Here is a 20,718-nt window from a genome sequence, read left to right on the forward strand (position 1 = left end):
GTACGCAGCGACGGACGACGAGGAAGCTTACCCGGCGATCTGCGTCCAGCTGAGGTCGAAGCGCGCGAGATATTTGCGCAGCCGGTCGGCGTCGTTGGTCGAGCTGCGCTGGCGGCGCGAGGCGGCGAAGAGCGTGCGGCCGGCATCGGACAGCGAGCGGCTGGCGCGACAGGTGGCGACGACATGCGCCAGCTGGACCCGATCGAACGGGTCGAGCGTCTCGATCTGCGCGGGGGCGAGCAGCGTGGCAAGGTCGTCGCCCGCTTCCGTCCCGCCGCGCCACAGCCGTTTCAGCCGGGCGATCTCGGCGGCGACGCAAGCGAGGTTGATGCGGCCTTCCGGGCTGAACGTGGCCATGCGGGTGACGCTGGCGGCGAGATCGCGGAAATTACCCGACCACGGCGCATCGGGGCCGGTGGCGAAGGTGAGATACCGCTCGCGCGCCTCCTTGTTGAACGCGATGCGGTCGCCCTCCCGCTCGGCGTGACGGTCGAGTTCATAGTCGAGATTGGGGGCGATGTCCTCGCGCCGTTGGGCAAGGCCGGGCAGCGTGAAGGTCCACAGATTGAGGCGCGCGTACAAATCGTCGCGGAAGCTTCCTTCGGCAACGCAGGTGGCGAGGTCGCGGTTGGTGCCGGCGATCAGCTGGAAATCGCTCTCCACCTCCTTGTCCGCGCCGACGGGAAGGAAGCGCTTGTCCTCGATCGCGCGCAGGATCATCGCCTGCTCGTCGAGGCCGAGTTCGCCGATCTCGTCGAGGAACAGGACGCCGGTATCGGCGGTGCGCAGCAGGCCCGCACGGTCGGCGGCCGCGCCGGTGAAGGCGCCCTTGCGGTGGCCGAACAGGGCGGACATCGCGCTATCGCCCTTCAGCGTTGCGCAATTCACCTCGACCAGCGGCCCCTTCACCTGTCGTTTGACGCGTTTCAGTTCGTAGATGCGCCGGGCAAGCTGGCTCTTGCCCGCACCGGTCGGCCCCATCAGCAACAGCGGCGCACGGCTCCGGACCGCCACCTGCTCGATCTCGTCTATCATCGCGTTGAAAGCGGCGTTGCGGGTGTCGATGCCTGATTTCAGGAAGCTGGTGCTCTCGGCACTGTCGGCGGCGAAGCGGGTCGCGATACTGTCGTACCGCGACAGGTCGAGGTCGATGACGTTCCACCGTCCTGCGGCCCCACCGACCCCGCGCTCCGGCTGAGTCTGAAGCAGACGGCCGGGCAGGAAATGCGCCTCGGTCAGCAGGAACAGGCAGATTTGTGCAACGTGCGTGCCGGTGGTGATGTGGATCAGATACTCCTCCGCCTCCGGGTCGAAGGAGTAGGCGCGGGCGAAGTCGAGCAGCTTGCCGTAGACTTCCTCGAAGTCCCAAGGATCGGCAAAGTCGAGGAGCTGCGGTTCGACCCGCGTCTCGGGCGACACCGAGGCGACGTCCTCGACGATATAGTCTGCCAGCCGCTGATGCTGCGTCCCGTGGATCAGGACCAGCCGATCGACGCGGAGATCCGCGTGCATCGTCAGTCCTACGGTCGGTCGCCATTTCGACCAGCGAGACGGGCCGAATTTGCTGGCGTCCAGCGTAGAACCGAGAAAGCCGATGACGACGGTAGGGCGCATCCCTATCCTGTAGGATAAGATGCGATCTCTGTCGATCGTAAAATGACTTGAAGCCTTAAAGATCGATCGCGCCACCAGATTCGAGTTAATCCTATAAGTATATGTAAAGCTGTAGAATTATAGCTTCGCAACGTGGTGATCCAAAACTGGCACGCCTTTCGCAATGTATCTTGCATCGGATCGCCTGTGATGGTCGGTCCGATACGCGGCAGGGGCGGTCGGAATGGGCCGACCGTCCCGAAGCGAACAGGGATTGGCTCGGTCTGCACGGAGCGCTCGCCTTGAGCGGGAGGTCGCAGGTTCTGCTGTCCTGACCGGTTTTGGAAGGAGTTGGACGATGGCCAACAAGGGATTGTTCGCGAGCGCGGTGGCAAGGCTGTTGCCGCGCACCGATACGGTGAACCGCGAAGGCGCGGCGGCCTATGCCTATGGCCCCGAGGCGAAGCTCGCGCAGCTTGCCGCGACCGGTACGCTGGCCGACAGCGTCTACGCAGGTGCCGACACGCATCTCGTCGAGGCGCTGACGGCAACGCGGGCCTGCGATCCGGCGTTCGTCGCCAGGGCCGCGGTCTATGCGCGGCGGTCGGGGGCGATGAAGGATATGCCGGCGCTGCTCGCCGCCTATCTGACGGTCGCGGACCGGGACCTCGCGGTGCCGGTGTTCGGCCGGGTCATCGACACCGGGCGCATGCTGCGCAGCTATGTGCAGATCCTGCGTTCCGGACAGGTCGGGCGGACGTCGCTCGGCTCGCGTCCGAAGCGGCTGGTGACGCAGTGGCTGGAAGGGGCATCGATGCGCGACCTGATGGCGGCGGCAACGGGCAACGACCCCAGCCTCGCCGACATCGTCCGCATGGTCCACCCGAAGCCTGCCGACGCGTCGCGGCGTGCCTTTTATGGCTGGCTGATCGGCAAGCCATACGACCTCACGGCTTTGCCAGTCGAGATCTCCGCCTTCGAGGCGTGGAAGCGCGATACGTCGCTGCCGCTGCCGCCGGTGCCGTTCGAATGGCTCACCGCCTTTCCGCTGACTGCGGAGCAATGGGGCGAGCTGGCGACGCGGATGGGGTGGCAGGCGCTGCGGATCAACCTCAACACGCTGGCGCGCAACGGCGCGTTCGGGGTGGCGGGGGTGACCGAGGCGGTGGCGACCCGACTGGCGCAGCCGGCGCCGGGGGTGTTGCCCTATCAATTGCTGGTTGCGCTGCGATCGGTGGGGGACGGGGTGCCGCTCGCGGTACAGGCAGCGTTGGAGACGGCGCTCGAAGCATCGCTGGTCAAGGTGCCGGTCGTCGCGGGCCATGTCGTGATTTGCCCCGACGTCTCGGGTTCGATGCAGTCGCCGGTCACCGGCTACCGCAAGGGCGCGACGACGGCGGTGCGGTGCGTCGACGTGGCGGCCCTGGTCGCCTCGGCGATGCTGCGGACCAACCGTCAGGCGCGCGTGCTGCCCTTCGAGGTCGACGTCGTCGATCTCGCGCTCGATCCGCATGCCCGTCTCGCCGTCAATGCGGCCAGACTGGCGGCGGTGGGTGGGGGCGGCACCATGGTGTCGGCACCGCTCGCCCGGCTCAACCGGGAAGGCGCGAAGGTCGATCTGGTCGTCATCGTTTCCGACAATGAATCGTGGGTCGATGCGACGCGATACGGTGCGACGGCGACGATGCGCGAATGGGATCGGCTGAAGTGCCGCAACCCCAATGCGCGGCTCGTCTGCGTCGATATCCAGCCGCATGGGACCACCCAGGCGGCGGGGCGGCCGGAAATCCTGAATGTCGGGGGATTCTCCGACGCGGTGTTTGACACGATCGCGCGCTTTGCCGGTGGGGAAGTGCACGACTGGGTCGAACTGGTCAACGAAACGGAGGTTTGAAGGAAGGCCGTGGCGAATGCCGGCGGGACTACATCCCACAACAGACCGGCGAGTAGAGCACCCGGGCAACCGGGAGATGCGGGTTCAAATCCCGCCATGGGAGTGTAGCTCAAGGTCGTTTAACGTCTCGCCATTTCTCGTCGCCACGGCCCATTGCAACACGGCGAATGCCGACCGGACTACATGGACTGCTAATCCCCGTGTCGCGGGTTCGAATCCCGCTCCGGCTTCGGTCGGGTAGCTCAGCGGTAGAGCAGGAGACGTCCGGTCAATCCTCGTCGCCGTGACATATCAAGCTGGCGAATGCTGGCGGGACTACATCGGTACAGGTGGTTCGACTCCGCCCCGGGGCAACCCGGAAGTCTCGCCGATCCTCGTCGCCGGCAACAATATTCAAGGGAGGTCGAAATGACCGTAACGACGTACGAATATACCGACGTTCCCGGCGGTGTGCCGATCAAGAGCTGGACGCGTGGCGTGCCCGTCGAGGACGGTGCGCGGGCACAACTGGCCCGCGCGGCGCAGATGCCGTTCATCTTCAAGCATGTCGCCGCCATGCCCGACGTCCATATCGGCATCGGCGCGACGGTGGGGTCGGTGATCCCGACCAAGGGCGCGATCATTCCGGCGGCGGTCGGCGTCGATATCGGCTGCGGCATGATGGCGGCGCGCACCTCGCTGATGGCGAGCGACCTGCCCGACCATCTCGAGGGTGTGCGCTCGGCGATCGAGCAGGCGGTGCCGCACGGGCGCAGCGTCGGCCGAAGCAAGCGCGACAATGGCAGCTGGGGCTCGCCCCCACCGGCGATCGTCGCGGCGTGGTCCACGCTCGTCCAGCGCTTCGACCGGCTGTGCGAAAAGCATCCGCGGCTCACGAACACGAACAACCTCGTGCATCTGGGGACGCTGGGCACCGGCAATCACTTCATCGAGCTGTGCCTCGACGAAGCGGCGCGGGTGTGGGTGATGCTGCACTCGGGATCGCGCGGCGTGGGCAATGCGATCGGCACCCTCTTCATCGAACTGGCCAAGCAGGACATGCGCAAATGGCATCTGAACCTGCCCGACGAGGATCTGGCGTATTTCCCGGAAGGGACCGACCATTTCGACGATTATGTCGAGGCGGTCGGCTGGGCGCAGGATTATGCGGCGCTCAACCGGCGGATGATGATGACCAACGTCATCGCCGCCCTGCGCAAGGTTATGGCCAAGCCGTTCGAGGCGGAGCTGGAGGCGGTCAACTGCCACCACAATTATGTCACGCGCGAAAACCACTTTGGCGAGAATGTGCTGGTGACCCGCAAGGGGGCAGTGCGCGCGGCGAAGGGCGTGATGGGGATCATCCCCGGATCGATGGGCGCGAAGTCGTTCATCGTCCGCGGGCTGGGCAACCCGGACTCGTTCGACAGTTGCTCGCACGGTGCCGGCCGGGTGATGAGCCGGACGGCGGCCAAGAAGCTGGTGACGCTCGACGAACATATCGCCGACACGGCCGGCGTCGAATGCCGCAAGGACGAGGGCGTGATCGACGAGACACCCCGCGCCTACAAGCCGATCGAGGCGGTGATGGCGGCGCAGGCGGACCTCGTGGAGATCGTTCACACGTTGAAGCAGGTGGTGTGCGTCAAGGGGTGAAGACCAGTCGAGGCCCAATCGACCTTCGGCGGCAAGGTCCGTGAAGTTGCTACCATCCCTGGAAGGGAGGGGAATGGTCGAGCCGGTCCTTGAAGGTCGATTTCGCCTGATGCGTTGTGATGGGTGTAGGTATTATGGTGAAGGACTGGAAGCAGCGTGGTGCCATCTACCTCTGGGCATATCCACCGGGCCGCGCCAGACATGCGGGCTGGCACGTCTCCGCCGATCCGCTCGGTAGCGCGTCGATCGTAGACCTGATCGATCGCTTGGCCCGAGAAGGGCGGGAAGCGCACCGCACTTTGCGCCTTTCGCACCCGACCGATGCGTTGGTGGCCGTTCCCGGTTTTGGCAGGGCAGCGCACAGCGCACCGCACCGGCTGCGCATCGCCTACGTTCCCGATGAACAAAAAATGGAGGTGGTGCCTGAAAGCGACTTGCTGATCCTGCGGCTGGGCGACGCCCGGCTGCGGGATTTGCGGGCCGCGTTCGTCGAAGTCGGAATTGGCTGCGGCGATTTCGCGCTGAAAGCTCGTGACGGCACTGCGATTTGGTTTTGGTGGGCCGCCACTCCGGTAAATAATTGAATCGATGGTAACTGGGCTATGATCACGATCGATGGAGCAGAGGGCGAGGGCGGGGGACAGGTCGTACGCAATGCGTGCGCACTGTCGCTCGTCACCGGCGCGCCGGTCCGTATCAACAACGTCCGTGCCAAACGGTCGAAGCCGGGGCTGATGCGTCAGCATGTCACCGCGATCGAGGCGGCATGCGCGATCGGCAGCGCGACCTGCGAGGGGTTGGTCGTGGGGTCGTCCGAGCTGACCTTCCGTCCCGGCCGGGTAACGGCCGGCGACCATCGCTTTTCGGTCGGAACGGCGGGATCGACGGGGCTGGTGTTGCAGACGGTACTGATGCCGTTGCTGATCGCCGACGGTCCGTCGCGGCTGGTGCTGGAGGGTGGCACGCACAATATGCTGGCTCCGCCGTTCGAGTTCATCGACCGCTGCTTCCTGCCCATCGTCCGGCGGATGGGTGGACAGGTCGAGGCGCGGCTGATCCGGCACGGCTTCTACCCGCGCGGTGGCGGGCGGATCGAGGTGGATATCACCCCCGGCCCGCTCCAGCCGATCGAGTGCATGGCGCGGGGCGAAGGGCTGGGCGTGTCGGCCTGCGCCTTGTTCGCCGGGTTGCCGATTTCGATCGCCGAACGCGAGATCGCCATGGTCCGCAAGGCGTTCGACTGGTCGGAACGCGAATGCTTCATGCGGGAACTGCCGGTCGATCAGGGGCCGGGCAACATCCTGCTGCTGGAGGCGCGGTTCGAGTATGTCACCGAGATCGTCAGCGGCTTTGCGCGATTGGGCGTGACGGCAGAGCGGGTCGCCAAGACCGCCATCGGGCGGATGCGCGGCTATCTGGCATGCGACGCGTTTGCCGGGCCGTATCTTGCCGATCAACTGCTGTTGCCGCTGGCGCTGGCGGGCGGCGGTGCGTTCACCACCGTCAAGCCGAGCGAGCATGCCCGCACGGCGGCAACGGTGATCGAGCGTTTCCTCGGGCGGCGCATCCGGTTCGAACAGCAGGCGGGCGGTGCCCATGCGGTAACCATCGTCTGACGGTTTGCGGGCCTACCCCAGGACAGCCGTCGAACCCGCCGGGCTGTACGCGCATGGTCGCGAAGGCGGCGTCGGGACAGTGTCGATCGACGCTCTATGACAGTATCCGCGTCGGTGCCTCCGCGACGTTGCTGTGCTAGAGGCGCGGTCATGTCCAAATCCCGAATGAACGCCGGAACCGTGATCGTCGATGGCGTCGCATATGACTGGCACCTGCACAGCGAACCCCATCAGTCGGATGACGAGGGGTGGAAGGGCATGACGATCTCGCTCCTCCAGCAGGATGCCAAGCGCGAGGTGCTGGTCGAATTCCCCGCGCCCAAGCGGCTGCTGAAGGGGTTGCCGCGCGGTCGGCTCCAGCTGGACGACGCCATGATCGGGCGGTGCGTGCGCTCGGCCTTGTCGGCCGGTTGGGACCCGATGTCGCGCGGGAAGCCGGTGGTGGTCATGGTCGATGCCGAGGGCAATTGAGGCGCGCGGTGGCTGTCGGCGAGGATCGACAGTCAGGCAGCCGGAATTTGCCTTGTCAGCGGCGATGGCGCGAGCCACCCTTGGTACCGCATGACCATAGCACCCGTTTCCGACGAATATGCCCGCGGCCGACGCGATGGATTGCGCATGGCGCTGTCGATCCTCGAGGCGGAGGAAGCCAAATGGGAAGCTCGGCTGGGCGAAAGCCCGTCGGGGCGGACGAACGCGATGCGGGTGGTTCGCCACAAGGCGTATCAGGTCGCGCGCAAACGCGTGGAAACGGCGCTCCACCGACTGCTGCCGAAGTCGGAGGTCGCGCTGCCAAGCGAGATCGCCCAGCGGATCGATCAGGCCGGCCTGTAGATCGATCCGCTACCTTTCCAGCACCGGGAAGGGCAGGAACGTGATGTTGTGCCGTGTGCCGGGCGTGGCTCGACGAAATGTGGTTGGGGCCGGTCGGCCGACCCGATGATGCCAACCGGTCGATCCGCGTTTCAGATACCGACCGAATACAGGGCGTGGTGCGCAAGGATGTAGAGCGTGCGCCGGTCCGGTCCGCCGATCAGCAACTGGAGCGGACGCTCCGGCACGTCGATGCGGCGTAGCTCGCGACCGTCCTTGTCATAGACCCAGATCTGTCCGTTCGCGACGTAGAGTTCGCCATCGGCACCGCGTGCCACGCTTTCGCCGCCGCGTGGTGCGACGACGCGAAGATCGGTCAGCGCACCGCCGCGCGTCACCGCGCCGCTATAGGTCAGATTCTCGGACGCGTTGGTCAGGTACACACGCTCGCCCACGCGCGCGGTTACCAGCCCGTAGCTGTCGAGCGTATCGGACCAGCGCCAGCCCTGATGATCGTCCGGCCCCTGATTCCACACCCGGAATGCGGGAAACGCGACCGACCCGTCGGGCGATACATAGGCCTGACGCTTCGCCTCGCCCATCTTGTCGGTGAAGAAGGACGACAGCGGCGGGAAGGCATAGGTCTTGCGATCGATGCGGTCGGCGAATTCGCCGTTCGCCCAGACATTGACCGGCAACGCCATCGCGCTGCCCGCGCGCGGCGCGGTGGCGGCGATCGTGCGGACGGCGTCGGGTGCCTTGGGATCGATACTGTAGACGGTGCCGTCGCGCCCGGCCCCCGACAGCACCAGCAGCCGCCCCGACCGGTCGACGGTCAGGTTCACCGGGTCGAGGCTCGCCTGGCTGACCGTGGTCAATCCCTCGGACGGTGACCAGCCATGAATGCGTTGGTGAAAGCGGTCGATGAAATAGAGTTTACCCTGCGCATCGATCGCGCCTCCTGCGATCGAGTAGAACCCGTCCGCCAGCTTGCGCACACCGGTCGTTACCGGAACCCCGACGGCCGCAGCCGGGCGCGTGGCGACGGCGGGCACGTCCAGTTTCGCGAATTCGCGCTCGCGCACTTCCTGCCCGGTCGTCAGGTCCTTGATCGCGTTCTCGAACGGATATTTGCTCGCCCGGACGAACGTGCCGCAGCCTTCGGTGTCGCAATGGGCATAGGCGCTTTCGGCATTCACATGGACGTTGCGGAAGCGGATGTCGCCCGAATTGAACAGCCGGACGGCGGTGTCCATCGGCTTGGCGGTGCGGGTGACGCGATAGCCGTGATAGTTGGCGAACAGGATGTTGCGGCTGTCGTGGAATTCAGTCGACACCGCATAGACGCCGTCGCGGACTTCCTGTTCGGTCTGGGGGGCCAGAAACTCCCAATTCTCGACGTTGCGCAACACGATCTCGTTCTTGAAATGATGTTCGGCCGACAATTCGTAGACGTGGCCGGGGGTTTTCGTGTCGCTGACATAGAAGCCGGTGGAGGCGAGGCCGTTCGGGGTCCAGATCGCGTTGAACGTGCCGCCGCCGCCATCGGTGACCCAGATGCTGGCCTGCTGCCCGTCCCAGCGCGCTTGCGGGTCGATGCCGCCGCCGCTCGCCTTGCCCTGATTGTAGAGTACCGGGCCGTGGATGCGGACGTCGTTGACCATCGACCGTTCGCCCGCGCGCCAGATCAGGTTGGACGCACGCGGGTTCACGCCCCCGGCATAGAGACCGAGCCCATAGACGATCGCGCTGCCGCCGCGCGCACTCTCGACCATCGCTTTCGCGCCGCCGACACCCGCGAAACGGGGCGCGTTGTCGGGCAGATAGAGCTGCGTCTGGTTCGGATGGAGCGCGATCAGGACGCTGTCGGGGCGCAGCTTCAGCGTATCCGTGATGCGGTAGCGGCCGGTCGGCAGATAGACGACGCGGTGGGCATCGACCGCACGTTGCAGCGCGGCGGTGTCGTCGGTCTGGTCGTCGCCCTTGGCACCGAGCGTTCGGGCGTTGGCCCATTCGCGAACGGGCGGCAGCAGCGGCAATGCCGGCGCGGTGCGTGCCGGGGCGGTGGCGAGCGGCGTCATGGTGATGTCGGTCGCGGTCTTGCCCATCTCGCCGACTGTTGCGAGCTTCAGCCCGTGCGAAAAGTCGGCGACGCGCCACTGCGCGCCCTGCCCGCGGATCGTCCGGCCGCTCTCGCGGAACTGTGCGAAGACCGGCGTATTCACCCCGACCGCATTGTCGAACCCGATTTGGGTGAAGACGCTTTGTTCGCTGGAGATGACGACACCGGCGCGGCTGACATTCTCGAACCGGACGTTCTTGCCCCATAGCGAGTCCGAATAGCCGCGATCGATCTCGATCCCGACCGGCGTATCGCGGATTGCAACGTTCACCAGCGTCAGGTCGACCTCATGCTCGCGGATCGCGGCGTCGCGCTGGCCCGAAAACTCTGAATCGATCAGCGTGAACTGCCATGCCGGCGACGTCTTTTCGGTGACGATGCCGTAGCGGCCGCCGAAAAAGCGCAGATTGTCGGCTTCGTTGCCCGCCTGATAGACGCCGGCAAAGCCCGAGCCGAGGCGGAAATCGATATGGCGCAAAAACCCATGCTGCGCGACGCGGGAGCGTACCGCGACGGCACCGGCATTGCCGTTGCCGATCTCGAAATCGACATTCGCCAACGCAGAGTAGAAGGTGGTCGAGGTCGCATCGAACACTGCGTCATTGGCCGGAACGCTGGTGGGCGGCGGCACCGGCGGCTTGCCGGCGCGATACTGATCCTCGCCGGTGAAGCTCAGCATGGCCCCGATGCCGGTCGCATAGCCCGGCGTATTGTCGGCAAGGACGAAGACGGGACGCGTCGGCCCGATGCCGAACATCCGCACGCCCGACCGCAGGAACACGGTGCGCGAGATGCGATACCGGCCGGAGGGCAGGAAGACCACGCCGCCCCCGCCGCGCTGCCGGTCGGCGGCGACCGCATCGATCGCCTGCTGGATCGCGGCGGTGTCGTCCGCGCGTCCGTCGCCGACGCCCCGGACCGTCACCGCGCGCGGATCGTCGGGGGCGGTCAGGAATACCGAGGTCGACTGCGCGAGGGCAGGAACGGGCGCGAGCAGGGTCGCGGCGAACAGCAGGCCGTACACCTTCATGGGGGAGGCTCCGTCGATATGGGGTGCCGGGGCGGGTGCCCCGGACGAAGGTCAGGCGGGGTGCGGCACCAGCGACTGCGCCGCGATCGCGACCTGCGTGCGATTCTGCACGTTCAGCTTGCGCATCAACGCCGTCATGTGCGCCTTCACCGTCGCTTCGGCGATGCCGAGGTCGTGGGCGATCTGCTTGTTGAACTGTCCCGAACGGACGCCGCACAGGACCTTCACCTGTGTCGGCGTCAGTCGCACCGCCATGCCGACGTCGCAGCTTCGCGGCCTCGCCGTGCGGGCTTCCATGGTTGCCCCTGTCATCGCACTCTCCCAAGTGACATCGCCCCGTTATGCCGCGTCGGGCGGTCGCAGGGCGGGTGTGTTTCGTTCCGGTTTCCCCGGAATCGGTTGGACAGGTTTCAGTATGTTCGACTATGACGATCATATTCAAGCGATTTTTTCCGAAAAATCGGTATGATCTGTTGGACAACTCGCACGGCATGACCGCAGCGGGTGCGCTTTGGGGAGGGTGTCGATGCCGCAGCGAAACATGCATGGGGTTGCCCGATGACCGGTGGCAGCGACCTGCGGCTGGTCGGGGCCGCGATCGCCGGTATCGCGCTTGCGATCGTGATGATCGTGCGCGGCCGGCTGCACCCGTTCATGGGGTTGCTGTGCGGTGCCTTTGCCGTCGGGCTGCTCGCCGGACTGCCGCTGATCGACACTGCAAAGGCGGTGCAGAAGGGCGTCGGCGACATCATCGGCGGCACCGGGCTGGTCGTGGCCCTCGGCCTGTCGCTCGGCGCGATGCTGCATCTGTCGGGCGCGGCGTCGGCGCTGGCCAACAGCGCGCTGCGGCTGACCGGGCCACGCGCCGCGCCATGGGCGACGCTGGGCATCGCCATCGTGATCGGCCTGCCCCTGTTCTTCGAAACCGGGCTGGTCCTGCTGCTGCCGATCGTGGTCGCGGCGGCCAAGGCGATGGCAGGCGGGGCGACGCCGGAGGAGCGCGACGCGGCGAAGCTGCGGCTCATCATGCCCGCGCTCGCCGGGCTGGGCGTGGTCCATGCACTCGTCCCGCCGCACCCCGGGCCGTTGCTCGCGGTCGAGGCGCTGGGGGCCGATCTCGGCCTCACCATGCTGTATGGGGTCGTGATCGCCATCCCGATCGCGATCCTCGCCGGACCGGTGCTGGCGCGGTTCGTAACCCCCGGCATCCGCCTGACCGAGCCGGTGCTGAGCGATCCGATGATCGATCTGGACACGCCGTCGCGGGGGCGGGCGTTGTTCATCGTGCTGCTGCCGATCGTGCTGATCGCGTCGGGCGAACTGGCCAAGCTGGTGCCGGCCCTTGCCGACTCGGCGATCCTTGCCGCCGCCGCCAATCCGGTGCTGGCACTGCTGATCGCCAACCTGATGGCGCTGCCGCTCCTGTTCGGGCGGCGGTTGAGCGAGGCGGCGATCCAGGAATCGATCTGGCACGAAACGATGGGCGCGGCGGGCGCGATCCTGCTGGCGATCGGTGCGGGCGGCGCGTTGAAGCAGGTGCTGGTCAGCGCCGGACTCTCCGACCTGCTCGCACGGGTGGTCATGATGTATGCGATTTCGCCGCTGCTGCTTGGCTGGCTGGTCGCGGTGGGTATCCGGCTGGCCGCGGGATCGGCGACCGTCGCCACCATCACCGCCGTCGGCGTCATGCCCGGCGTCGTCGCCGCATCGGGGGCCTCGCCCGAACTGGTCGTGCTGGCGATCGGCGCGGGATCGGTGTTCTTCAGCCATGTGAACGATCCGGGCTTCTGGCTGGTAAAGGGCTATATGGGCACCAGCACCGCCGATACGTTCCGGACCTGGTCGCTGCTGGAAACGGTGATTTCGGTCGCCGGCCTCATCATGGTCGCGGGACTGAGCTACATCATCTGATTCGATCAACGTGACGGAGAGGACGTGCAGCCGTGACGGGCGAAAGACTGGCGGATCGCGCCTATACGGCGATCGTACGGATCATCGACGAAGAGGATCTGGCTGCCGGCGACCGGCTGCCGTCCGAAGCGCGGCTGGCAGAGATGTTCGGCATGTCGCGCACCATCGTGCGCGAGGCGCTGGTCCGCCTTGCCGCCGATGGCATTACCGAGGCGCGTCGCGGCGCCGGTTCCTATGTGAAGCGCCGCCCGTCCGAACGGCTCGGTGCGCATGTGCCGCTCGACGGGCTGGCGGCGACGCTCGGTACCTATGAGGTGCGTTTCGTGGTCGAGGCGGAGGCGGCGCGGCTGGCGGCGCAGCGCCGCTCGCACCATGACCTCGACGTGATCGAGAAGCGTCTGGCGGCGCTGCGCGGCGCATTGCTGTCGAGCGCCCCTGCGCATGACGAGGACTGGCTGCTGCATCGTGCGATTTCCGAAGCGACCGGCAACGACGCCTTTGTCGAGATTTTCGACAAGCTGCAGGAAGGGGTGATGCGGATTCTGCGCGCCGGGGTCGACATTTCGCGCGCCCGCCCGCCGCAGGTGATCGAGGCGATGATGGAGGAACATGACGCGATCGTCGACGCCATCCGCACGCAGGACGGCGACGGTGCGGCGCTGGCGATGCGCTGGCACCTGTCGCAGGGGCGCAAGCGGCTGATGCCGTAGCGATCGATCGCGGTCCGCAGGCGAATTTCCTCGGCACCCCGCATCAGGTCGGGACCTCTGCCAAACTCCTCCGCCGGGGTACGGCTCCGTTTGGTTTGGCGCGCGACGTTCGCACAGGTCTCGATCAGGTCCGGGGTAAAAGGGGGTGGCTGGCGGCGTCACCACCGACGTACTGCAGCACGGCCTCCGCCAGCCGTTCGACCGGCCAGCCACAGGGCAGCACCAGCGCGCACTCGTCCGGCGCGGGGCGTTCGAGCGTGGCGAACTGACTGTCGAGCAGGCTGGCGGGCATGTAATGTCCCGCGCGCGCGGCCAGCCGTTCGGCGATGGTTGCCCGTTCGCCGTCGAGCAGCACGAACAGCAGCGGCACACCGCTCACGCGGCCGAGGTGCTGGCGATAGTCCCGCTTCAGCGCCGAGCAGGCGGCGACGGCGATGCCATCGTCCCGCACCGCCGCCCCGATCGCCGCGCCGAGCCGATCCAGCCATGGCCAGCGATCCGCATCGTCGAGCGGATGACCGCCACGCATTTTGGCGACATTGGCGGCCCCGTGAAACGCGTCGCCCTCGAACGCGGCGCAGCCCAGCCGCGTGGCGAGGTGGTGCATCATGGTCGTCTTGCCGCAACCGCTCACCCCCATGGCGACGATCGCACGGCGGGCAAGGGCGGCGGGGGGCGATGGTACGGGCAGGGGGTTCGTCCTTGCTCCCGATCCGGTCGATGCGGCCGGGGCGGTTCCTGCGCGGTTTCTGCCCGGATCGGAACGTGCTGACCATCACGACCTTGGTCGTGGTCGCACCCATGAACCGCGACCATGGTCGTAGATGTTACCGCGAACATCATCCGCTATGACCGCTGCAACGGTTCGCACCCCGGACGGGTGACGGACTGATCAAAAAGCTTTGGGGGTTGGATGATGGATCGCTTTTCGCCTGATCGCTGCCGTCTGGGCACGAGCCTGCTCGCACTGGCCTGTGCGCTGGGTGCCGCGCCCGCCTCCGCGCAGACCACGCCAGCCGTGCCGGCCGCTGCGCCACAGGACGTGGCGCTCGAACGCGAGCAGACACCGGAACAGGATGCGGCGGACATCGTCGTCACCGGCAGCCGCATCGTCGCCAACGGCTTCAACGCGCCGACGCCCACGACGGTCATCGGCGAAGAGCAGATCGCCAACAACGCCCAGCCGAACATCTTCAACACGATCCAGCAATTGCCGTCCTTGCAGGGGTCGACCGGCGCGTCGACCGGAACCTTCAGCACGTCCAGCGGGACGCAGGGGCTCAGCTCCTTTTCGCTGCGCGGACTGCAACCGATCCGCACGCTGACGCTGCTCGACGGCCAGCGCGTCGTCGGTGCCAATGTGACCGGCGTGCCGGATATCAGCATGTTTCCGCAGCTGCTGGTCAAGCGTGTCGACATCGTCAACGGCGGCGCGTCGGCATCCTATGGATCGGACGCCGTCGGCGGCGTGGTCAACTTCATCACCGATACCCGGTTCAAGGGGTTCAAGGCCAACGTCCTTGGCAGCATCACCACCTATGGCGACGACGAGACCGCGCTGGTGCAGGCCGCCTATGGCACGTCGTTCATGGGCGACCGGCTGCACCTGATCGTCAGCGGCGAATATGATCATGAGGGCGGGGTCGGCCCCGGCAATTACGGCACCGACCTTGCCGGCCGCCGCGACTGGCACCGCGCGTCGACGCTGCTGAACTCCGGGATCACCAGCGGACCCGGACCGCAATTCACCTATTCCGATTTCGCACAGCCCTATCAGTACGCCAAATACGGCCTCATCAACAACGGCCCGTTGCAGGGCATCGCCTTTGATGCGAACGGTACGCCGGTCAATTTCAACTACGGATCGGGCGGCACGCCGCTCGGCAATGGCCGCGTGTCGAACTGCTATCCGGGCAATTCCTTCTGCGTCGGCGGTGACCTGTCCGGTGCGCCGGGGTCGAGCGCGTCGCTGAAATCGAAGCTGGAGCGCATGAACGGCTATGGCCGGATCGGCTTCGATCTCGATGCCAGCAACGAGATTTACGGCACGGTCAACATCGCGCAGGTGAAGACCAGCAACCAGCCGAGCCCGGGCTATAACCGCCCCAACCTGACCGTACAGTGTGCCAATCCGTTCCTACCGCAGCTGATCCGCGATCGTTGCGCCACCGCCGGCATCACCTCGTTCAACTTCGGGTCGAGCAACGGGCAACTGCCCAACCAGCTCGTCCAGACCGATCGCGACCAGTATCGCTTCGTCGTCGGGGCGAAGGGCAAGGTCGCGGTCGTCGGGACCGACTGGACCTATGACGCCTATTATCAGCACGGCACGACGAAGGTCGCGATCGATGTCGACCGCATCGTGCTGCAACCGCGCTATGTCGCCGCGACCAATGCGGTGGTGCTGAACGGCGCGATCGTGTGCGCCGATGCGCGCGCCCGGGCGCTGGGGTGTCAGCCGATCAATATCTTCGGCGATTTCCGCCCGAGCCAGGCTGCGCTCGACTATCTCATGCCGCAGGCCGGCCCGCTTCAGCGCACCACGCTGAAGCAGGATGTCGCCAGCCTCAACTTTTCCGGCCAGCCGGTCGATCTGTGGGCGGGGCCGCTGTCGGTCGCGTTCGGCGGCGAATATCGCCGCGAATATTACCGGGTCCGCGGCGACGCGTACGGCGCGGGCGTGGCCGACGTCAGTCCCAACAGCGCGCTGTACCCTGCCGATCCGCTGCTGAACGCGGCGCAGGGCAGCAACTGGGCGGCCGGCAACTACAAGAACGGGACGGGCAAATACGACGTCCTCGAAGGGTTCGTCGAGATCAATCTGCCGCTGGTGGACAGCGACGTCGCCGGTCGCGCCAATCTGAACGCTGCCGCGCGCCTCACCGATTACAGCACGTCGGGGACGATCTGGGCATGGAAGGTCGGCGGCACCTGGGCCACGCCGTTCGACGGGCTGACGCTGCGCGCGGTCACGTCGCGCGACGTGCGTGCCCCGAACCTGTCCGAACTGTTCGCCGCACCGACGGTCACCACGCTGCCGAGCTTCAACGATCCGTTCCGCAACGTCGCGGTACAGGTGTTCCAGAACACCGTCGGCAATCCGAACCTGCGGCCCGAAACCGCTCGCGATACCGAACTCGGTATCGTCTATGCGCGTCCGTCATGGCTGCCGGGGCTGAGCCTGTCGGTCGACTATTACCAGATCAAGCTGAACGGCGTCGTCTCCAGCCTGTCGCCCGACCAGATCGTGCGCTTCTGTTTCGAAGGGGATCAGACGTTCTGCGGCGGTTTCCAGCTCGACGGGCCGCAGGGCAGCAACTTCGTCAATGTGCAGCCGTTCAACCTCGCGTCGTGGAAAACCAGCGGGTTCAATCTGGAGGCCAGCTATCAATGGCGCCAGCCGCTAGGCCTGCCGGGCAATTTCACGATCCGCGCACTGGGTACCCATGTCCGCGAATTCATTGTCGATGCCGGGATCGCGGGCGTCGCCAAACGCGACGATGCCGGTGCCAACAGCGGTGCCATTCCCGACTGGAAATGGCTGGCAACGCAAACCTATGACAGCGGCCGGCTGACGCTGACCGTACAGGAACGCTGGTTTTCCGACGGTGTGTTCAACAACAATTATGTCGTCTGCCAGACCGACTGCCCTGTTTCGACCGGCAACTACAACACCGTGAATTTCAACCGGATGAAGGGCGAATTCTACCTCGACCTTGGCGCGTCGTTCAAGATTACCGATTATGCGGTCCTGTATGGCAAGGTCGACAACGTCATGGACAATGATCCGACCCCGTCGCCGCAGACCAACACCGGGCTCGACGTGAACCCGGCGCTCTACGACACGCTGGGCCGTACCTACCGGGCGGGCCTTCGCTTTACCTTCTGATCCGGGTCGGCGTCCGCAATCGTGCGTTCTATAGGCAGGATCAGTCCGACGACGTAACGCAGGACAGTCTGGTGGCCGTACCGGGCTGCGCGGCGACCGGCATCGGCGCGGCGACCGCCTCGCCGATCAGCAGCAGCGCAGGGTCGCTGTCGCTGATCGCGTCGACCAGAAAGGCGAGCGCCGACAGCCGGCCGCGGATGATGCGTTCGGTCGGCAGAGATACGTTGACCGCGACCATGACCGGCGTGTCGGCGGCGCGGCCGGCGGCGATCAGTTCGCGGGCGACCTCCTGCGCGGCGGCGCGGCCCATATAGATAGCGAGCGTCGCGTCGGCGGCGGCCAGCGTCTGCCAGTCGAGGTCGAGCGCCTCGCCGGCACGGGCATGGGCGGTGACGAAAGTCAGCTTGCGCGCAAGGCCGCGCAGCGTCAGCGAAACGCCGCCCGACGCCGCCGCCGCGCTGGCGGCGGTGATGCCGGGGCAGATGCGCGTCGCGACGCCGTGCGCGGCCAGATGCTCGATCTCTTCGGTCGACCGGCCGAAGATCGACGCATCGCCGCCTTTCAGCCGCACGACGCGCTGGCCCGCCAGTGCGGCGTCGGCGAGCAGGTCGTTGATCGATCGCTGATCCTTCGAATGGCGGCCCGACCGCTTGCCGACGGGCACGCGCGCGACCTGCGCCGGGATCAGGTCGAGGACGCCCGGCCCGACCAGCGCGTCGTAGAATACGATGTCGGCGGCGGCGATCAGCCGTTCGGCCTTGCGCGTCAGCAGGTCGGGGTCGCCGGGACCGGCCCCGACCAGCCAGACCATGCCGGGGGTGAAATCATGCGGCATGGGTCGATCCTTTCGATTGCAGCAGCTTGGCGAGCGCCGGGCGACACGACCCGCAATTGGTGCCCGCGCCGATCGCGTGGCCGATCGCGGCGACGTCGGTCAGCCGCTGGTCGGCGATGGTGGTCAGGATGGTGTTGAGGCCGATGTCGAAGCAGGCGCAGACGATCGGGCCACGCTCGACCTGTACCCCCGGCGCACGGCCGGCGAGCAGGGTCGGGGCCGCATTCGCCTCGGCGAGTTGCGCGACCAGCCAGTCGCGCGGCGGCAGCGATCCATCGCGGGTGACGAACAGCGCGGCGGCCAGCCGTCCGTCCTGCACGATCGCGGTGCGGCGCGTGCCGCGCGCGCTGTCGATCGCCTCGATCCGTTCGCCACGCGGGAGCAGCACGTCGAGCCGGGCGGCATCGCCGTCGCCAGCCAGATCCCAGACAGTGCCGCAGGGGACCGCGATGCGCGTCGCCCACAGGCAGTCGGGTCGCGGAGTTTCGTCGCGCACGATCAGAAAACCGCGCCAGCCGCACGCGACGGCGGTGATGCGCGCCGGGGTCGCCTTGAACCCCGGCTGACCCGAAACCGGATCGGCCAGCGGGCGGGGCAGGCGGCCCGAGCGGCCCCCGGTCGAGGTGCGGTCGGTCCAGTGGATCGGCACGAACAACTCGCCGGGCCGCTGGGTCGGCGTCACCTGCGCACGGTACAGGCTGTCGCCCTGCGGCGTTGCGACCCGGGCGAGGCCGCCATCGGCGATGCCGAGGCGTTGGGCATCGTCGGGATGGACCTCGACCAGCGGCTCCTCGCGGTGGCGCGCCAGTTTGGGGCTCAGGCCCGTGCGAGTCATGGTGTGCCACTGATCGCGATAGCGCCCGGTGTTCAGCGTCATCGGCCAGGCGTCGAGCGTCCCGGCGACCGGTTTCTGCGCGACCGACACCATGCGGGCGCGGCCGTCGGGGGTCGAGAAACGGCCATCGGCGAAGGGCGTCTCGTCCCAGCGGAACGGCTGCATCGCGTCATAGTCGGTGTTGCCGCGTGCGGCGTGCCCCGGCAGCGCGAAGCGGCGCGCGCCGTCATTCTGATAGGTCGACAGCCGGCAATGCTCGCGCCAGATGTCGGCGGGCCGGTCATAGGCAAAGGCACTGTTCCAGCCCATGCGCTGCGCGACCTGCGCGATGATCCACCAGTCGGGCTTGGCCTCGCCGGGCAGCGGCAGGAACGCGCGCTGGCGGCTGACGACGCGTTCCGAATTGGTGACGGTTCCGTCCTTTTCGCCCCATGCGGCGGCGGGCAGGCGGACATGGGCATAGGCCGACGTATCGGTATCGGCGATCACGTCGGACACGACGACGAACGGGCAGTCGGCCAGCGCGGCGCGGACGCGGTCGGCATCGGGCATCGACACGGCGGGGTTGGTCGCCATGATCCACACCGCCTTGACCCGACCCTCGCCGATGGCGCGGAACAAATCGACCGCCTTCAGCCCCGGCGCGGTCGCCATGGTCGGCGCGCCCCAGAAGCGGCCGACCCGCGCCACATTGTCGGGCGCAAAGTCCATATGCGCGGCGAGCGTGGTGGCGAGGCCGCCGACCTCGCGCCCGCCCATCGCGTTGGGCTGGCCGGTGATCGAAAAGGGCGCGGCACCGGGCTTGCCGATGCGGCCGGTGGCGAGGTGGACGTTGACGATTGCATTGACCTGATCGGTGCCGGTCAGCGACTGGTTGATGCCCTGGCTGAACATCGTGACGGTGCGCGGGGTGGCGGCGAACCATTCGTAGAAGCGGCGCAGATCGGCGGCGGGCAGGTCGCAGGTTTTCGCGACCGACCACAGGTCATAGCCGTCGGCCAGCTTGTCCCAAAAACCATCGGGCACCGCGACATGCGCGTCGAGATATGTCTGATCGAGCACGCCCGTATCGCGGCACCATGCCAGCAACCCGTTCATCAGGGCGACGTCGGTGCCGGGCTTTACGGGGAGGTGCAGGTCGGCTTCGTCGGCGGTTTCGGTCCGGCGCGGATCGATCACGACCAGCTTCGCCCCGGCGTCGCAGCGGGCGCGGATGCGCTGATACACGATCGGGTGGCACCAGGCGGTGTTCGACCCGACCAGCACGATCAGGTCGGCGACGTCGAGGTCGCTGTAATTGGCGGGAACGACGTCCTCGCCGAACGCGCGCAGATGTCCGGCGACCGCGCTCGACATGCACAGCCGCGAATTGGTGTCGATGTTCGCCGAACCGATGAAGCCCTTCATCAGCTTGTTGGCGACGTAATAGTCCTCGGTCAGCAACTGGCCGGAGACGTAGAAGGCGACGCTGTCGGGGCCATGCTGCGCGATGGTGTCGCGAAAGCGTCTGGCGACGAGGTCGAGCGCCTTGTCCCACGACGCTTGTTTGCGGCCGATCATGGGGTGGAGGAGCCGGCCCTCCAGCCCGATCGTCTCGCCGAGATGGGTGCCCTTGGAACACAGCCGTCCGGCATTGGCGGGATGGTCGGGGTCGCCGGCGATGGTGGCGGCGCGGGGGCCGGTGGGCGTGGCGACGATACCGCAGCCGACCCCGCAATAAGCGCAGGTGGTTTTGACTGTCATCAAATCCTCCCCGCTTTGCGGGGAGGGGGACCAGCCGCAGGCTGGTGGAGGGGCGTTGCCGCAGACGCAACCGCTGCGTACGCGGCGCTCCC

15 protein-coding genes are annotated in these 20,718 nt (G+C 66.9%); 9 read left to right on the forward strand and 6 right to left on the reverse strand.

Annotated elements, in window-relative coordinates:
* Positions 1-27: 27 nt before the first annotated feature.
* Positions 28-1,614 carry an RNA repair transcriptional activator RtcR gene (rtcR, locus tag ASE50_RS01965; protein WP_056394846.1) on the reverse strand — a complete coding sequence of 529 codons (1,587 nt, stop codon included), beginning with the start codon at positions 1,612-1,614 and terminating at the stop codon, positions 28-30.
* Between the two features lie 337 nt (positions 1,615-1,951).
* Between rtcR and ASE50_RS01970 the strand changes: the two genes are divergently transcribed.
* From ASE50_RS01970 to ASE50_RS01995, 6 genes are all read left to right on the forward strand, one after another.
* Positions 1,952-3,487: a vWA domain-containing protein gene (locus ASE50_RS01970; protein WP_056394847.1), complete on the forward strand. Its 1,536-nt coding sequence runs from the start codon at positions 1,952-1,954 to the stop codon at positions 3,485-3,487.
* 408 nt (positions 3,488-3,895) lie between these two features.
* Positions 3,896-5,122 (forward strand): RtcB family protein, encoded by a 1,227-nt coding sequence (locus ASE50_RS01975; protein ID WP_056394849.1) that lies wholly within the window; start codon positions 3,896-3,898, stop codon positions 5,120-5,122.
* Between the two features lie 134 nt (positions 5,123-5,256).
* A complete protein-coding gene (locus ASE50_RS01980; protein WP_056394851.1) occupies positions 5,257-5,706 on the forward strand; it encodes a hypothetical protein in 450 nt (149 codons plus the stop codon).
* An 18-nt stretch (positions 5,707-5,724) separates the two neighbouring features.
* Complete coding sequence (gene rtcA / locus ASE50_RS01985; RefSeq protein ID WP_056394853.1) at positions 5,725-6,738, forward strand: RNA 3'-terminal phosphate cyclase; 1,014 nt, start codon at positions 5,725-5,727, stop codon at positions 6,736-6,738.
* Between the two features lie 150 nt (positions 6,739-6,888).
* Positions 6,889-7,209: a hypothetical protein gene (locus tag ASE50_RS01990; RefSeq protein WP_056394855.1), complete on the forward strand. Its 321-nt coding sequence runs from the start codon at positions 6,889-6,891 to the stop codon at positions 7,207-7,209.
* A gap of 90 nt (positions 7,210-7,299) precedes the next feature.
* A complete protein-coding gene (locus ASE50_RS01995) occupies positions 7,300-7,572 on the forward strand; it encodes a hypothetical protein (RefSeq protein ID WP_056394857.1) in 273 nt (90 codons plus the stop codon).
* A gap of 131 nt (positions 7,573-7,703) precedes the next feature.
* Here ASE50_RS01995 and ASE50_RS02000 read toward each other — a convergent pair whose 3' ends face one another.
* Positions 7,704-10,703, reverse strand: coding sequence for a glycosyl hydrolase family 28-related protein (locus ASE50_RS02000; RefSeq protein ID WP_056394859.1), 3,000 nt, complete (start codon positions 10,701-10,703; stop codon positions 7,704-7,706).
* A gap of 51 nt (positions 10,704-10,754) precedes the next feature.
* Positions 10,755-11,000, reverse strand: a complete 246-nt coding sequence (locus ASE50_RS02005) for a helix-turn-helix domain-containing protein (protein WP_056394861.1) — start codon at positions 10,998-11,000, stop codon at positions 10,755-10,757.
* Positions 11,001-11,261: 261 nt separating this feature from the next.
* Between ASE50_RS02005 and ASE50_RS02010 the strand changes: the two genes are divergently transcribed.
* Both ASE50_RS02010 and ASE50_RS02015 read left to right on the forward strand, forming a co-directional pair.
* Positions 11,262-12,614, forward strand: coding sequence for a gluconate:H+ symporter (locus ASE50_RS02010; protein WP_056394863.1), 1,353 nt, complete (start codon positions 11,262-11,264; stop codon positions 12,612-12,614).
* A gap of 32 nt (positions 12,615-12,646) precedes the next feature.
* On the forward strand, positions 12,647-13,324 hold the full coding sequence (locus ASE50_RS02015) for a FadR/GntR family transcriptional regulator (protein ID WP_056394865.1): 678 nt from the start codon (positions 12,647-12,649) through the stop codon (positions 13,322-13,324).
* 124 nt (positions 13,325-13,448) lie between these two features.
* Here ASE50_RS02015 and ASE50_RS02020 read toward each other — a convergent pair whose 3' ends face one another.
* On the reverse strand, positions 13,449-13,964 hold the full coding sequence (locus tag ASE50_RS02020; protein ID WP_200909442.1) for a gluconokinase: 516 nt from the start codon (positions 13,962-13,964) through the stop codon (positions 13,449-13,451).
* Between the two features lie 273 nt (positions 13,965-14,237).
* On the opposite strand from ASE50_RS02020, the gene ASE50_RS02025 reads away from it, so the two are divergent.
* On the forward strand, positions 14,238-17,213 hold the full coding sequence (locus tag ASE50_RS02025; protein ID WP_056394867.1) for a TonB-dependent receptor plug domain-containing protein: 2,976 nt from the start codon (positions 14,238-14,240) through the stop codon (positions 17,211-17,213).
* A gap of 40 nt (positions 17,214-17,253) precedes the next feature.
* Here the strand turns inward: ASE50_RS02025 and cobA are convergent, their stop codons facing one another.
* Together cobA and ASE50_RS02035 are read right to left on the reverse strand one after the other, a co-directional pair.
* A complete protein-coding gene (gene cobA, locus ASE50_RS02030) occupies positions 17,254-18,048 on the reverse strand; it encodes a uroporphyrinogen-III C-methyltransferase (protein ID WP_056394870.1) in 795 nt (264 codons plus the stop codon).
* Positions 18,038-20,626 carry a nitrate reductase gene (locus tag ASE50_RS02035; RefSeq protein ID WP_056394872.1) on the reverse strand — a complete coding sequence of 863 codons (2,589 nt, stop codon included), beginning with the start codon at positions 20,624-20,626 and terminating at the stop codon, positions 18,038-18,040. Before ASE50_RS02035 ends, cobA begins: the two co-directional genes overlap by 11 nt.
* Positions 20,627-20,718: the final 92 nt, after the last annotated feature.

Source organism: Sphingomonas sp. Leaf5 (assembly GCF_001421155.1).
Lineage (GTDB): Bacteria > Pseudomonadota > Alphaproteobacteria > Sphingomonadales > Sphingomonadaceae > Sphingomonas.

Excerpts from the sequence above, each read along its gene's own strand:
- rtcR (WP_056394846.1), bottom strand. The coding sequence starts at position 1,614 with ATGCGCCCTACCGTCGTCATCGGCTTTCTCGGTTCTACGCTGGACGCC.
- ASE50_RS01970 (WP_056394847.1), top strand. The coding sequence starts at position 1,952 with ATGGCCAACAAGGGATTGTTCGCGAGCGCGGTGGCAAGGCTGTTGCCG.
- ASE50_RS01975 (WP_056394849.1), top strand. The coding sequence starts at position 3,896 with ATGACCGTAACGACGTACGAATATACCGACGTTCCCGGCGGTGTGCCG.
- ASE50_RS01980 (WP_056394851.1), top strand. The coding sequence starts at position 5,257 with ATGGTGAAGGACTGGAAGCAGCGTGGTGCCATCTACCTCTGGGCATAT.
- rtcA (WP_056394853.1), top strand. The coding sequence starts at position 5,725 with ATGATCACGATCGATGGAGCAGAGGGCGAGGGCGGGGGACAGGTCGTA.
- ASE50_RS01990 (WP_056394855.1), top strand. The coding sequence starts at position 6,889 with ATGTCCAAATCCCGAATGAACGCCGGAACCGTGATCGTCGATGGCGTC.
- ASE50_RS01995 (WP_056394857.1), top strand. The coding sequence starts at position 7,300 with ATGACCATAGCACCCGTTTCCGACGAATATGCCCGCGGCCGACGCGAT.
- ASE50_RS02000 (WP_056394859.1), bottom strand. The coding sequence starts at position 10,703 with ATGAAGGTGTACGGCCTGCTGTTCGCCGCGACCCTGCTCGCGCCCGTT.
- ASE50_RS02005 (WP_056394861.1), bottom strand. The coding sequence starts at position 11,000 with ATGGAAGCCCGCACGGCGAGGCCGCGAAGCTGCGACGTCGGCATGGCG.
- ASE50_RS02010 (WP_056394863.1), top strand. The coding sequence starts at position 11,262 with ATGACCGGTGGCAGCGACCTGCGGCTGGTCGGGGCCGCGATCGCCGGT.
- ASE50_RS02020 (WP_200909442.1), bottom strand. The coding sequence starts at position 13,964 with ATGGGGGTGAGCGGTTGCGGCAAGACGACCATGATGCACCACCTCGCC.
- ASE50_RS02025 (WP_056394867.1), top strand. The coding sequence starts at position 14,238 with ATGATGGATCGCTTTTCGCCTGATCGCTGCCGTCTGGGCACGAGCCTG.
- cobA (WP_056394870.1), bottom strand. The coding sequence starts at position 18,048 with ATGCCGCATGATTTCACCCCCGGCATGGTCTGGCTGGTCGGGGCCGGT.
- ASE50_RS02035 (WP_056394872.1), bottom strand. The coding sequence starts at position 20,626 with ATGACAGTCAAAACCACCTGCGCTTATTGCGGGGTCGGCTGCGGTATC.